12 protein-coding genes are annotated in these 13,643 nt (G+C 68.3%); 3 read left to right on the top strand and 9 right to left on the bottom strand.

Annotated features, from left to right (window positions below; genetic code table 11):
* Positions 1 to 10 precede the first annotated feature (10 nt).
* Entirely contained in the window at positions 11 to 832 is an 822-nt protein-coding gene (locus tag ACH46_RS12035; protein ID WP_417935247.1) for a class I SAM-dependent methyltransferase, read from the bottom strand.
* 25 nt (positions 833 to 857) lie between these two features.
* On the bottom strand, positions 858 to 1,388 hold the full coding sequence (locus tag ACH46_RS12030) for a 2'-5' RNA ligase family protein (RefSeq protein ID WP_062395339.1): 531 nt from the start codon (positions 1,386 to 1,388) through the stop codon (positions 858 to 860).
* 215 nt (positions 1,389 to 1,603) lie between these two features.
* Here ACH46_RS12030 and rpsA point away from each other — a divergent pair, with 215 nt between their 5' ends.
* The 3 genes from rpsA to ACH46_RS12015 all read left to right on the top strand — a co-directional run bounded on the left by rpsA (position 1,604) and on the right by ACH46_RS12015 (position 4,928).
* Positions 1,604 to 3,073: a 30S ribosomal protein S1 gene (gene rpsA, locus ACH46_RS12025; RefSeq protein WP_062393121.1), complete on the top strand. Its 1,470-nt coding sequence runs from the start codon at positions 1,604 to 1,606 to the stop codon at positions 3,071 to 3,073.
* 88 nt (positions 3,074 to 3,161) lie between these two features.
* Positions 3,162 to 3,830: a DUF1361 domain-containing protein gene (locus tag ACH46_RS12020; protein WP_062393119.1), complete on the top strand. Its 669-nt coding sequence runs from the start codon at positions 3,162 to 3,164 to the stop codon at positions 3,828 to 3,830.
* A 57-nt stretch (positions 3,831 to 3,887) separates the two neighbouring features.
* Positions 3,888 to 4,928 (top strand): VanZ family protein, encoded by a 1,041-nt coding sequence (locus ACH46_RS12015; RefSeq protein ID WP_226995601.1) that lies wholly within the window; start codon positions 3,888 to 3,890, stop codon positions 4,926 to 4,928.
* 108 nt (positions 4,929 to 5,036) lie between these two features.
* On the opposite strand, the gene ACH46_RS12010 is transcribed toward ACH46_RS12015, so the two are convergent.
* The 7 genes from ACH46_RS12010 to ACH46_RS21620 all read right to left on the bottom strand — a co-directional run bounded on the left by ACH46_RS12010 (position 5,037) and on the right by ACH46_RS21620 (position 13,618).
* Entirely contained in the window at positions 5,037 to 8,429 is a 3,393-nt protein-coding gene (locus ACH46_RS12010) for a pyruvate carboxylase (RefSeq protein ID WP_062393118.1), read from the bottom strand.
* A gap of 102 nt (positions 8,430 to 8,531) precedes the next feature.
* Positions 8,532 to 9,233 carry a PadR family transcriptional regulator gene (locus ACH46_RS12005; protein WP_062393116.1) on the bottom strand — a complete coding sequence of 234 codons (702 nt, stop codon included), beginning with the start codon at positions 9,231 to 9,233 and terminating at the stop codon, positions 8,532 to 8,534.
* Between the two features lie 9 nt (positions 9,234 to 9,242).
* Positions 9,243 to 10,166: a TIGR03619 family F420-dependent LLM class oxidoreductase gene (locus ACH46_RS12000; protein WP_062393115.1), complete on the bottom strand. Its 924-nt coding sequence runs from the start codon at positions 10,164 to 10,166 to the stop codon at positions 9,243 to 9,245.
* 25 nt (positions 10,167 to 10,191) lie between these two features.
* Complete coding sequence (locus ACH46_RS11995; protein ID WP_062393113.1) at positions 10,192 to 10,935, bottom strand: ABC transporter ATP-binding protein; 744 nt, start codon at positions 10,933 to 10,935, stop codon at positions 10,192 to 10,194.
* Positions 10,932 to 12,758, bottom strand: a complete 1,827-nt coding sequence (locus ACH46_RS11990) for a branched-chain amino acid ABC transporter ATP-binding protein/permease (protein WP_062393111.1) — start codon at positions 12,756 to 12,758, stop codon at positions 10,932 to 10,934. Before ACH46_RS11990 ends, ACH46_RS11995 begins: the two co-directional genes overlap by 4 nt.
* A 2-nt stretch (positions 12,759 to 12,760) precedes the next feature.
* The gene (locus ACH46_RS11985; RefSeq protein WP_236995099.1) at positions 12,761 to 13,411 is read right to left on the bottom strand and encodes a branched-chain amino acid ABC transporter permease; all 651 of its coding nucleotides are present in this window, start codon (positions 13,409 to 13,411) and stop codon (positions 12,761 to 12,763) included.
* A 48-nt stretch (positions 13,412 to 13,459) separates the two neighbouring features.
* Positions 13,460 to 13,618 (bottom strand): hypothetical protein, encoded by a 159-nt coding sequence (locus ACH46_RS21620; protein WP_226995600.1) that lies wholly within the window; start codon positions 13,616 to 13,618, stop codon positions 13,460 to 13,462.
* Positions 13,619 to 13,643: the final 25 nt, after the last annotated feature.

The following is a 13,643-nucleotide window of genomic DNA, read 5'->3' as shown; positions in this document are numbered from 1 at the left end:
GTCGTCGGCGTCATGCGGGCTTGTGGCACACGAAGACCGCGGTGCCGGGGAAATAGGAGCCGCGCAGGGGAGACCACTGGCCCCATTCGTCCTCCAGATCGTCCGGCCACTCCGGTTCGACGATGTCCTCCAGCACCAGACCTGCGGCGACGATCTCGCGCACCCGATCGCCGATCGTGCGGTGGTGCTCCACATAGGTGACCGTGCCGTCGTCGTCGGCCTCCGAGTACGGGGTCCGCGAGAAGTACGACATCCGCACCACGAGGCCGTCGGGGCCGGGGTCGTCGAGGAACATCCAGCGCATCGGATGGTTGGTGGAGAACACCCACCGGCCGCCGGGCCGCAGCACGCGCGCCACCTCCCGCATCACGCGCGCCGAGTCGGCGACGAACGGGACCGCGCCGAATGACGAGCAGGCGAGGTCGAACGACGCGTCGGCGAACGGCAGGTGCTCGGCGCCGGCCTGGACGAGTGGAACCGGTGCCGCGTCCTGTGCCATCGCCGCGATGCCGTGGTGGAGCATCCCGATCGACACGTCGAGTCCGACCACGTCGGCGCCCTGGGCCCTGAGCCACCGTGAGCACGGGGCGGAGCCGCAGCCGATCTCGAGGACGGCGCGCCCGGCGACGTCACCGAGCAGGTGCACGTCGGCCTCTCGGAGGCGTTCGGGACCCCACACGAACTCGCCGCCCGGCGTGGTTCCGCCGATGAAGTCGCCGTGCTCGGCGTGGTAGTCGGCGGCTTCGTCGTCCCACCAGTGGCGGTTGGCGCGCTCGCTGTCGGCGGAGTCGACGTCGCCGAGGAGGCGCGGAGGACGAGGGGAGGAGGTCACGGTCATCGGTCCTTGTCGGTACGGGTCAGCAGCCACGGCCGGCGATGATCACGTCGGTCTTGGCGTCGCCGTCCCAGCGTCTCAGATCGGTGGCGCGCCCGACGATCGACTCCCACGACAGGAGGTCGAGCGCCGCGGCCAGTTCCTCCGCCGTCAGACGGAGCCCGAGCGTGATGTGCGGCGTCCACGCACCGCGGCGGCAGTGCGCCGACAGCTCGTCGACGTGGTCGGCGGCGAGACGCACGACCGTCGCGTGCGTCGACAGCAACTCTGTCGACGGCACCACGGCACGCGCGAGGGTGAATCTGCGGCCCGCCGGGAAGACCACCGCACCACCGATACGGAGTGCGAACGGGAGTCGCTGCGCGACGGTGGCGAGGGCTGAGTCTGCGGCGGGGGAGATGCTCGTGCCGGCCATCAGGGTGCAGTGGGGCCGATTAGTGTGCGCGCGGACCCGTCCGGCGTTCGGAATCCCGGCCGCGTCAAGCCTGCTCCATTGATCTCGGATGGCTGCTTCGGTGTCCGGATCGGGCAGGATCTCGATCGAATGCGCCATCGTCGACTCCTTCGTCAGAGGTGGGGCCGCGCCCCGTTTGTGCAGGTCGATCACGGGTAGTACCCTTGAACTCGTGTGTGCGCGAGCATGCACTCCGCGCCGACCGGGGCCATCGCTCCGGACCGACGCACAGACCACTGGGAAAACGGGCTCAACCTGCAAGGACTGTCCCGAATACCGTACCTACTAGACACTTGTCCGGAGCAACTCAACACATGTCGTCCCCCACGATCTCCTCGCCGCAAGTAGCCGTTAACGACATCGGCTCGGCAGAGGACTTTCTCGCAGCCATCGACGCCACGATCAAGTACTTCAACGATGGCGACATCGTCGAAGGCACCATCGTCAAGGTCGATCGCGACGAGGTCCTGCTCGACATCGGCTACAAGACCGAGGGCGTCATCCCCTCGCGTGAGCTGTCGATCAAGCACGACGTCGACCCCAACGAAGTCGTCTCCGTCGGCGACGAGGTCGAAGCGCTTGTCCTCACCAAGGAGGACAAGGAAGGCCGCCTGATCCTGTCGAAGAAGCGGGCTCAGTACGAGCGCGCCTGGGGCACGATCGAGGAGCTCAAGGAGAAGGACGAGGCCGTCAAGGGCACCGTCATCGAGGTCGTCAAGGGCGGCCTGATCCTCGACATCGGCCTCCGTGGCTTCCTCCCCGCCTCGCTGGTGGAGATGCGCCGCGTCCGCGACCTGCAGCCGTACATCGGCAAGGAGGTCGAGGCCAAGATCATCGAGCTCGACAAGAACCGCAACAACGTCGTTCTGTCGCGCCGCGCATGGCTCGAGCAGACCCAGTCCGAGGTTCGCAGCGAGTTCCTCAACCAGCTGCAGAAGGGCCAGGTCCGCAAGGGCGTCGTGTCCTCGATCGTCAACTTCGGCGCCTTCGTCGATCTCGGCGGCGTCGACGGCCTGGTGCACGTCTCCGAGCTGTCCTGGAAGCACATCGATCACCCGTCCGAGGTCGTCACCGTGGGCGACGAGGTCACCGTCGAGGTCCTCGACGTCGACATGGACCGCGAGCGCGTGTCGCTGTCGCTCAAGGCCACCCAGGAAGACCCGTGGCGTCAGTTCGCCCGCACCCACGCGATCGGTCAGATCGTCCCGGGCAAGGTCACCAAGCTGGTGCCGTTCGGTGCGTTCGTCCGCGTCGAAGAGGGCATCGAGGGTCTGGTCCACATCTCCGAGCTGGCCGAGCGCCACGTCGAGGTCCCGGACCAGGTCGTCTCCGTCGGCGACGACGCGATGGTCAAGGTCATCGACATCGACCTGGATCGTCGTCGCATCTCGCTGTCGCTGAAGCAGGCCAACGAGGACTACACCGAGGAGTTCGACCCCTCGAAGTACGGCATGGCCGACAGCTACGACGAGCAGGGGAACTACATCTTCCCCGAGGGCTTCGACGCCGAGACCAACGAGTGGCTCGAGGGCTACGACAAGCAGCGTGAGGAGTGGGAGGCCCGCTACGCCGAGGCCGAGCGCCGCCACAAGCTGCACACCGCTCAGATCGAGAAGTTCGCTGCTGCTGCCGCCGAGGCGGAGAACGCACCCAGCGACTACTCCTCGTCGAGCTCGTCCTCGCAGTCGACGTCGTCGACCAGCGGCCCGGCCCAGTCGGGTGGCTCGCTGGCCAGCGACGAGCAGCTCGCTGCTCTGCGCGAGAAGCTGTCGGGCAACGCCTGATCCGCTTCCAGCCGGTTAGACCAACGGCGCCCCGGAACTTCGGTTCCGGGGCGCCGTCGTCGTTCCAGCGCCTCGGTACGCTGGCGCCATGAGTGATACGTCGGTCGGGTCGCCGAGAACTCTCCGTCAACTAGTTCTGATCGCCGCGCTGGCGGCGACGACACTGCTCACTGTTGTGATGGGCATGACGGATCCGGCTGCGCCGCTGTCGTACCCGAGCAGGTTTCTGATCTGGAACCTCTTCCTTGCGTGGATTCCGCTGGTCTTCGCGTGGGGATTCGCCGCCGTACGCCGTCGCGTCTGGCTGATTCCCGTGGGGCTGGGCTGGCTGGCGTTCCTGCCGAACGCTCCGTACCTGGTGACCGACCTGGTGCACCTCGGCGACGGCTACGAACTGTGGCGGCACATCCTGCAGTACGGGTTCGCGGCGTGGATCGGGATCATGCTCGGCGTGATCTCCATGCGGCTGGTGCATCGTCGCATCGAGGAGGAGTGGGGCACGGTCGCGGGTTGGGCGACGATGGTCGTGTCGGTGGGGCTGTGCGCGATCGGCGTCGTCATCGGGCGGTTCCAACGCTGGAACTCCTGGGACCTGGTGACACGTCCCGAGGCCGTCGTCGCACGGACCGTTGACTGGGTCGGCTCACCGTTCTCACACGTGCAGTCAACCGGGGTCGCGGTCGCCGTCGCGACCTTCCTCGCCCTGGCGTACACGACGATGTGGGCCTACGAGGCGATCGGGGATCGCGTCGGGTGACGTGCGTCGTCGATCCCGGGCCATTGTCATAGGCGCAGGTCCGATAGGGTCCTCACCGTGGGAAACGAGGTAGTCGCGACGACGCTCGCGATCGTGATGGGTGCGGTCATCGCACTGGTGTTGTTCGTGCCGTTCGTGGCGATCAGCTATCGCCGACGCGGCAGGATCACCGCCGGCCGGACTCTGGTGTGGGTTGCGGCGCTGGTGTACTTCTGCGCCATCTGGACGTACACGCTGATCCCGTTGCCGGATCCCGACGACCTCGTCTGCGTCGGAAAGAACACCGACCTGTGGCAGGCGGTGCGCGACGTCCAGGGCGCGGCGGGCCTCACCGATCCCGCGATTCTGCAGTTGGTGTTCAATGTCGCGCTGTTCGTCCCGCTCGGCTTCTTCATCCGCGTCCTCGGCGGTCGCGGGTTGCCGACCGCGTTCTTCGCAGGCCTGGGCACATCGGTGTTCATCGAGCTGACCCAGCTCACCGGGCTGTGGGGCATCTACGACTGCGCGTACCGGGTCTTCGACGTCGACGACATGCTGACCAACACGGCGGGCGCCGTCGTCGGTTCGATCGTGGCGTTGGTCGTGCCCCGGCAGCACCGCGGCCTCGAGTCGTCGCCGGATGCCCTCGAACCTCGACCTGTCACGAAGGTGCGTCGGATCGTCGCCGCCGTGTGCGACCTCCTCGCCGCAACGGTGTGCCTGTTCCTGATCTATCTCGCGGGCGCCGCGTGGATGATCGTCGTGCAACGCCATGCAGCGGTCGACGCCGATCTGGACCGGGCCCGCGTCGTCGGCATCGTGATCACCTTCGTGATCTGGGCCGTCGTCGTCGCCGCTACCGGTCGCACCGTGGGCGAGCTCGTCGTGGCCCTCGAGTACCGCGGCGGCCGTCTCCCGGAATGGGCGACCCGTATTCTGCGTCTGCTCGCCGGCGTCGGCGGCTACCTCCTGCTCAACCTGATCGGCGACGGCGCCGTGGCGGGAGTCTTCACCGTGGTCGCCGCGATCGCGATCCTGGTCACCGAGCACGGGCGCGGTCTGCCCGGCCTGGTGACCGGTCGCCGCGTGGTCGACTCGCGCGAGGACGCGTCCGCTTAGTTCGGCGGCGTTCGCTCCCTACGACGCTGTCCGCTGACTAGAACGACGCTCGCTCACTTCCGGAGGTGAGCGAGCGTCGTCAGCGTAAGCGAACAGCGCGGTCGGGTCTTACTTCACGTCGATCGTGACCAGCAGGTCACCGTTCTCCACCTGCGCGACGTCGGAGATCGCGACGCGGGAGACGGTGCCGCCGACGGAGGTCGTGATGGCGGCCTCCATCTTCATGGCTTCGATGTGGGCGATGGTGGCACCCGCCTCCACCTCGTCGCCGACGGCCACCTCGAGGGTCACCACGCCGGCGAACGGTGCGGGCACATGACCGACGTTGTTCGGGTCGGCCTTCTCGGCGCGCGGGCGAGCGTCCTCGATGGAGCGGTCGCGGACGCGGACCGGACGCAACTGACCGTTCATCCAGAACATCACCGTCCGCATGCCGCGCTCGTCAGGATCGGAGACGGACTCCAGACCGAGGAGCAGGGTGACGCCCGGTGCGAGCCGCACATGGTGCTCGGTGCCGGAGGTGAGTCCGTACAGGAACTCGCGGGTGCCGAGGACCGACGTGTCGCCGTAGTTGGTCGAGTGCTCGTCGAAGGCCTTGGCCGGGCCGGGGAACAGCAGGCGCGACAACGCCTTTCGACGCGTCGCCGAATCCGCACCGAGCTCGGCGCGGTCGTCGTCGGACAGCGGGGTCAGCGGCGGCACCACCGCGGGGGTGCCGTTCAACGCCTGGGTCCGCAGCGGTTCGGGCCATCCGCCGACCGGCGTGCCCAGCTCGCCGCGGAAGAAGCCCGTGACGGAGTCCGGCAGATCCACGACGCCCGGGTCGGCCGCGAACTGTTCGGCGGTGATCCCGGAGCCCACGAGGGCCAGCGCGAGGTCGCCGACGACCTTCGACGACGGCGTCACCTTGATCAGACGGCCGAACGCCCGGTCGACGCCCGCGTACGCGTTCTCGATGTCCTCGAAGCGGTCGGCGAGCCCGAGCGCGGTGGCCTGCGCCCGCAGGTTGGACAGCTGACCGCCTGGGATCTCGTGGTGGTACACGCGGCCGGTCGGCGCGGGGATGCCCGCCTCGAACGGCTTGTACATGCCGCGCATGGCCTCCCAGTACGGCTCCAGTTCGGAGACGGCGTCCAGGTCGATGCCGGTGTCGCGGTCGGTGTTGGCGGTCGCGGCGATCACCGCGGCCATCGACGGCTGGCTGGTGCCGCCCGACATCGGGCCGGCGGCCACGTCCACAGCGTCCGCGCCGGCGTTCCAGGCTGCGAGGTAGGTGGCGAGCTGACCGCCCGCGGTGTCGTGCGTGTGGACGTGGACGGGCAGGTCGAAGCGCGATCGCAGGGCGCTGACCAGAGTCGCGGCCGCCGGGGCGCGCATCAGGCCGGCCATGTCCTTGATCGCCAGGATGTGAGCGCCTGCGTCGACGATCTTCTCCGCGAGCCGCAGGTAGTAGTCGAGGGTGTACAGGTCCTCGGCAGGGTTCGTCAGATCGCCGGTGTAGCAGAGCGACACCTCGGCGACCGCCGTGCCGGTGGCACGGACCGCGTCGATCGCGGGCTTCATCTGATCGACGTCGTTGAGGGCGTCGAAGATGCGGAAGATATCGATGCCCGTCGCCGCGGCCTCGGCGACGAACGCGTCGGTCACCTCGGTCGGGTACGGCGTGTAGCCGACGGTGTTGCGGCCGCGGAGCAGCATCTGCAGGCAGATGTTCGGAATCGAGCGCCGCAGACGTGCGAGCCGCTCCCACGGATCCTCGTGGAGGAAGCGAAGAGCGACGTCGTAGGTGGCCCCGCCCCAGGCTTCGATCGAGAGCAGTTCGGGGATGTTGGTGGCGACCGCGCCGGCGACGGCCGTCAGGTCCTTGGTGCGGACGCGGGTCGCGAGCAGCGACTGGTGCGCGTCGCGGAAGGTGGTGTCGGTGATCGCCAGGGCGGTCTGCGCACGCAGGTCGGCGGCGAACTTCTCCGGGCCCAGTTCCAGCAGCCGCTGACGGGAGCCGTCGACGATGCTGCGCTGCGGATCCATGTACGGCAGCTTCCGAGCCGGGTCCACGCCGCTCGGGGCCTTGCCGTGCGGCCGGTTCACCGTGACGTCCGCGAGGTAGTTCAGCATGCGGGTGCCGCGGTCGGCGGGAGTGTGCCCGTGCATCAACTCCGGATGCTCGCCGATGAATCCGGTGTCCACGGCGCCGGCGCGGAACGACGGCTCGTCGAGCACGGCGCGCAGGAACGGGATGTTGGTGGTGACGCCGCGGATGCGGAACTCGACGAGAGCACGACCGGCGCGGGCCAGGGCCATCTCGCGCGTCGATCCGCGGCAAGTCAGCTTCACCAGCATCGAGTCGAAGTAGGCGCCCACCTCGGCGCCCACGGTGGTGCCGCCGTCGAGGCGGATGCCCGCGCCGCCCGGCGACCGGTACGCGGTGATGCGGCCGGTGTCGGGCCGGAAGTCGTTGACCGGGTCCTCGGTGGTGATGCGGCACTGAACGGCTGCGCCGTGCAGGTGGATCCGGTCCTGGGTGAGCCCGAGGTCCGCGAGGCGTGCGCCCGCCGCCACCTGGAGTTGCGTCTGGACCAGGTCGACGTCGGTGACCTCCTCGGTGACCGTGTGCTCCACCTGGATGCGGGGATTCATCTCGATGAAGACGTAGTCGCCGTCGGCGTCGAGCAGGAACTCGACGGTGCCCGCGCACGAGTAGTTGATGTGCTTGGCGTACGCGACGGCGTCCGCGCACATCCGGTCGCGGATCTCCGCGGGCAGATCGGGGGCGGGCGCCTGCTCGATCACCTTCTGGTGGCGTCGCTGCACCGAGCAGTCGCGCTCGTACAGGTGGACGACGTCGCCGGAACCGTCGCCGAACACCTGGACCTCGATGTGCCGCGGCTTGATGACGGCCTGCTCGATGTACACGGCGCCGTCGCCGAACGCCGACTCCGCCTCGCGGGAGGCCTCGTCGAGAGCGGCGGCCAGCAGCGAGGGGTCGTCGACGCGTCGCATGCCGCGGCCGCCGCCGCCCGACACGGCCTTCACGAAGACCGGGAACTTCATCTTCAAGCCGGGCTCGACCAGCGACTGCGGATCGGTGGACGGTTCGATCGACGCCAGCACCGGCAGGCCGGCGGCCTTCGCCTCGGCGATGGCGCGAGACTTGTTACCGGTCAGCTGCAGCACCTCGGCGGCCGGACCGACGAAGGTGATCCCGTTGGTCTCGCACGCGCGCGCCAGATCGGGGTTCTCGGAGAGGAAACCGTAACCGGGGTAGACGGCGTCGGCGCCGGACTCCTTCGCGACCCGGATGATCTCGTCGACGTCCAGGTAGGCGCGCACGGGATGGCCGGGCTCGCCGATCTGGTAGGCCTCATCGGCTTTGAACCGGTGCGGGGAGTTGCGGTCTTCGTGCGGGTACACGGCGACGGTGGCGATATCCAGTTCGACGGCGGCGCGGAGAGCTCGGATTGCGATCTCGCCGCGGTTGGCGACCAGGATCTTGCGGAACATGCGGGAGGACCTCGATTTCGTGCGGGTATACGGCAGTGGTCTCGATCAGATTGTGCAGGGCGCGACGGTTCACCGGGGCCGACTCCGCCAGATCGGTCGTGCTCAGTGCCCGTCGTGCGTCAGATGAGTGACGTAATCCTCGACGCGCCGCCACGACTCCGTCTCATTCGGAATCGGGTTGCCCATCTCGTCGAGACCACGGACATGGGAGAAGGTCTCGGTGGCCTTGTCGATCTGTTGCAGCAGGTCGTTGGCGAGGTCGATCTCCGCCTGGAAGTACTTCATCGACCAGTCCAGGCTCATCACCGAGAACGCCCACGCCGGTTCGCGATCCGCGTTCTCCATGTGCAGACGGCTCTCGTCGCGCAGCGCTTCGAGATTGGCGATGTGCGAGCGCACCAATTCCTTGAGGTGCTCGGGCTCGTTGAGGTGACCCATCCACATGCGCAGCATCAGACCGTGCTTGAGGACCGGCTGATCGACGGGAGCGTCCCGGGACCAGTTGCGGACGGCGTGGGTACCGCTCTCGGTGATCTCGTAGACGCGTCGACCTCGTTCGCCGGGCTCGGAGACCACTTCGGAGGTGACGAAGCCGGCCTTCTCGAGCTTCTTCAATTCGGCGTAGATCTGGCTGATCGACGGGCTCCAGTAGAAGTAGCCGATGCTCCAGTCGGCCCACTTCTTGAGGTCGTAGCCGGTGAGTCGCTCACCGTAGGTCAGCATGCCGAGAACGGCCCAGCTCGTGGCGGGGAGCGACGGATACGTGGTGCCCTCGCAGTCGGACTCCGATTCGTTTTCGGCCATGTCAGAAGCCTAACAACCGTCGAGTGAACGCTCAGGACAGCCGTGCGTCATGTCGACGAGCCAGGCGATGAGCGAGTCGAGACCGTCGGCGTCGGTCGGCAGGGACGACGGCCGCAACAGCACCGTGTCGACTCCCGCGGCCGCGGCGGACTCCGCCTCCGCCCGCATCGCGTCGAGGTCGACGTCGCCGTCGGAGCGGAGCGAGACGGGCAGCAGGACCTGGACCTCGGCGTCGGACGGGTCGCGGCCGTGGTCGGCGAAGGTCTGCCGGAGCAGCTTCACGGAGGCGTCGAGGTCGGGCATGTCGGCGGGGGTCACAGCCCAGCCGTCGGCGACCCGGGCGATGCGGTCGAAATTCCGCTGCGAAGCACCGAGTCCGAGGATCGCCGGGACGCGGTCCTGAACGGGGCGCGGAAGGCTGTGGAAGTCGTCGAACGCGAAACCCGAGCCGGTGAACGACGGCGCCTCCGCCTCCCACAGTTCGCGGCACGCGGCGAGCATCTCCTCGAGCCGGCCGAATCGGCCGCGGAATGGGATGCCTGCGGCCTCGTACTCGGCCTCCTGCCAGCCGACGCCCATCCCGATCCGAGCGCGACCGGCGGACAGGACGTCGAGGGTCGCGATCTGCTTGGCGAGCAGGACCGCGGGCCGCAGCGGGGCGACGAGCACGTAGGCGCCGAGGTCGATCCGCTCGGTGACGGCCGCGACCGCCGACAGCAGGCTCATCGGCTCCGGCCACGCCTGCTCGAGCGGAAAGGGGAAGGCGTGGGTACGGATCCGGTCGGCGTGCGCCTGCCGCGCGAATCCCAGGTGGTCGGAGGTGGTCAGCAGGTCCACGCCCGCGCGGTCGGCGCGGATCGCGAGGTCCAGGACCCCGCGCACGGCGCCGTCGTAGAACCGTTCGGCGCCGAAGACGTCGATGCCGCACCTCATGGCTGGATCCTCTCGTTCAGGTGATTCATCCGATCGAGTCCGACCGGCCGAAGTAGGCGTCCTTGAGGACCTCCATGTCGTCGATCGCGTCGGCGGGGGAGTCCAGGACCACGCGGCCGATGTCGAGGACGGTCACGTGGTCGGCGACGCTCATCGCGGCTTCGACCGCCTGCTCCACGAGCAGGACGGCCAGGCCGTCGTCCTTCAGTCGCTGGACGTGCTCCATCACCTCGTTGACGATGACCGGTGCCAGGCCGCCGGAGGGTTCGTCGAGCAGGAGGAGCTTCGGGTTCGACATCAGCGCGGCGCCGATCGCGAGCATCTGCTGCTGACCGCCGGACATGGAGCCGGCGGCCAGGTGCCGCTTCTCCCCGAGGATCGGGAACATCTCGTAGACGCGCTCCACGTCGTCCTTCAGCGCGGAACGACGCAGCCTGCGCGAGTAGCCGCCGAGGAGCAGATTCTGCTCGACGGTCTGCTTGTGGAAGACGCGCTTGCCCTCCTGCACGTATGCCATGCCCATGCGGACGCGTTTGTGGACGGGAACGCTCGTCAAGTCGACGCCGTCCAACTCGATGGTGCCGCCGTGGACCTTGTTCAGGCCGGTCAGAGCGCGCAGCGTGCTGGTCTTCCCGGCGCCGTTGCGGCCCAGCAGGGCCGTCACCTTGCCCGGGCGCACATCGATCGACACGTCCCACACCACGCGCAGATCTCCGTATCCGCTCTGCAGGTTCCGTACCGTGAGCAGCGGTTCGTCGGCGGCGGTCATCGCGTCAGCCTCTCAACGTCGGCGGCCTCGGGGCCGTCGGGATCGATGCCGAGGTATTCGCTCAGCACTCGCGGATGCTTCTCGATCTCCTCGGGCGGACCCTCGGCGATCACCTGACCCTGCGCCAGCACGACGATCGAGTCGGCCAGCGAGAGCACCAGGCGGAAGTTGTGCTCCACCAGGAGCACCGTGGCGCCCGCATCGCGCAACGCGCGGATCAGGGTCGAGAGTCGGACCAACTCGTTCTCGTCCATGCCGGAGGCGATCTCGTCGAGCAGGACCACGCGCGGCCGCGCGACCACCGCGCGCGCCACCTCGAGCATGCGGCGCATGCCGAGCGGCAGGGAGGTGGCGATCTCGTCGCGCAGATGCGCCATCCCGACCGCTTCAAGGACCCGCTCGGCCTCGGCGACGTCGTTGCGTGCGGTACGGCGGTAGCTCGGCAGCCGCAGGAAGGTGGCGAGCATCGACGCTCGGTCGGTCATGTAGCGTCCCGCGGCGACGGCCTCGAGGACCGTCACGTTCTCCGGGATGTTCGGCGTCTGGAACGTGCGGGCAACGCCCTCGCGCGCCACGCGGTGCGACGCGAACCGCTGGGTCTGCGTGCCTCCGACGGCGATGGTGCCGGCGTCCGCGGTGTAGAAGCCGCAGATCATGTTCAGCATCGTCGTCTTGCCGGAGCCGTTGGGACCGATCAGGGCCGTGACCCGTCCGGGTTCGGCGTGCAGACTCGCGGACCGGAGCGCCTGGTTGCAGCCGAACGACTTCGACAGGTCGGCCACGTCGAGGACGGCGCCGTCGATCTTCTCCAGGGTGACCGCGGCGTCGGGTTCACGATTCGACGGCTCACCGACCACACCGATGCCCGCTCGGCGGTCCAACCAGCGGCGGGCGCCGGTGATCAGGGTGGTGAGGCCGCCCGACAGCAGGACGCCGCCGACGATGAGGAAGCCGCCGTAGACCACCAGCGCGTACTCCTGGAACGCGGTGGACTGGTTGGGGCCGAACTGCATGATCGCGGCGCCGATCACCGCACCGTAGATGCTCGCCGAACCGCCGAGGATCGACGCGGCCAGCACGGCCGTCGCAAAGGTGAAGCCGAAGGCCTCGGGGGCGATGAACAGGTCGGTGTTCGCGAACAGTGCACCGGCCAGACCAGCGGGGATGGCGCCGAGTGCGTACCCGAGGAGCTTCATCCGGAACACCGACACGCCCTGCGACCGCGCCAGCACCGGCGACTGCTTCAGGGTCCGGAACGCGATGCCGTGGCGGGACACCACCAGGTTGCGCATCACGACGAACCACAGGACCGTCACCGCGGCGACGATGTAGTAGAAGTCGGTGCCGATCTCCTGACCGAAGAGCGTCGGCGGCTCCATGCCGGCGAGGCCGTTGCGGCCGCCGGTCTTGCCGCCGAACACGGCGAGGATGTCGGGGACCAGCAGGATGAGGAAGAACGACGTCATCGCCAGCGACCAGCTGCCCAGGCGCAGGCCCGGGATGCCGGTGACGACGCCGACGAGCAGGGCGACGACGCCCGCCGCGACGAGCTGCACGATGATGTCGGTGTGACCCTCCTGCGACAGGAGACCCGCCGTGTACGCACCGGCGGCGTACATCGCGGCCTGTCCGAGGGCGAGTTCGCCCGCGTACCCGAGACTGAGGTTCAAGCCGCTGACGACGAGCGCCAGGATGCAGGCCAGTTGCAGCTGTCGAGTGTCGGCCGGATCGAGGCCGAGCATCGGGGCCAGCATCACCGCGGCCGCGAAGACGAGCGCGTAGACCCAGCCGGGGACTGCGCGCAGAGTGCGCCAGATCTGCATCGTCACACCGCTCTCTCTGTCGTACGGCCGAACAGACCGGCGGGCTTCACCATCAGGACCACGATCAGGACGGCGAAGACGGCGATGTTGCTGTACTCGCTGCCGAACCACAGGGCCGTGAACGATTCGACGACACCGACCACCAGGCCGCCGATCAACGCGCCGGGCAGCGAACCGAAGCCGCCGATCGCGAGGGCGACGAAGCCCTTCAGCGCGAGTGCCGAACCCAGCGTGGCGACCGCGTACGTCTTCGGTCCGACGAAGACGCCGAGGACGCCGGCCAGGAGACCGGAGAACGCGAACGCGCCGATCGCGATCTGTCGGGCGTTGATGCCGCGCAGCAGTGCGGCCTCGCGGTTCTCGGAGACACCCATCAGGGCGAGTCCGGTCATGGTGTGCCGGCTGAACTGGCCGAGCGCGATGACGATGACGATCGCGAGCGCGAGCAGCGCGATCTCGTACACGTAGGTGCCGCCGCCGAAGATGTCGATCGGCTTGTCGGACCCGAAGAACGGGACCGTCAGCGGCTCGTTTCCCCAGATCAGCTGGGTGGCACCGTTCAAGAGTGTCGCCACTCCCAACGTGGTGACGAGCTGGGTGTGGGGATCGCGGACCGGCCGCACCGCGACCAGTTCCTCGATCGCCGCGATCACCAGGACGACGACGCCCGCGGCGAGCGCGGCGACCCACGCCGGAAGATGTCAGGTCACCAGGCAGGTGTACGCCACGAAGGTGCCGACCATCAGCAACTGCGCCTGCGCGAAGTTGAATGTGTTCGACGAGACGAACACGATGTTGTAGCCGACCGCCACCAGGACGTACACCGCGCCCAGTGCGAGACCCGACCAGAGAATGGTCACGTCGTCTGCTCTCCTCTACTGCTGT

Origin of the sequence: Gordonia phthalatica (genome assembly GCF_001305675.1) — a bacterium.
Taxonomy (GTDB): Bacteria; Actinomycetota; Actinomycetes; order Mycobacteriales; family Mycobacteriaceae; genus Gordonia; species Gordonia phthalatica.
Note: the sequence above shows the minus strand (reverse complement) of the source record. Positions and strands in the feature narration are given on the sequence as shown.

Bases quoted from the DNA above. Each gene is read 5' to 3' on its own strand.
- ACH46_RS12020 (WP_062393119.1), top strand. From the start codon at position 3,162: ATGAGTGATACGTCGGTCGGGTCGCCGAGAACTCTCCGTCAACTAGTT.
- ACH46_RS12005 (WP_062393116.1), bottom strand. From the start codon at position 9,233: ATGGCCGAAAACGAATCGGAGTCCGACTGCGAGGGCACCACGTATCCG.
- ACH46_RS12010 (WP_062393118.1), bottom strand. From the start codon at position 8,429: ATGTTCCGCAAGATCCTGGTCGCCAACCGCGGCGAGATCGCAATCCGA.
- ACH46_RS12000 (WP_062393115.1), bottom strand. From the start codon at position 10,166: ATGAGGTGCGGCATCGACGTCTTCGGCGCCGAACGGTTCTACGACGGC.
- ACH46_RS12030 (WP_062395339.1), bottom strand. From the start codon at position 1,388: ATGGCGCATTCGATCGAGATCCTGCCCGATCCGGACACCGAAGCAGCC.
- ACH46_RS11995 (WP_062393113.1), bottom strand. From the start codon at position 10,935: ATGACCGCCGCCGACGAACCGCTGCTCACGGTACGGAACCTGCAGAGC.
- ACH46_RS11990 (WP_062393111.1), bottom strand. From the start codon at position 12,758: ATGCAGATCTGGCGCACTCTGCGCGCAGTCCCCGGCTGGGTCTACGCG.
- rpsA (WP_062393121.1), top strand. From the start codon at position 1,604: ATGTCGTCCCCCACGATCTCCTCGCCGCAAGTAGCCGTTAACGACATC.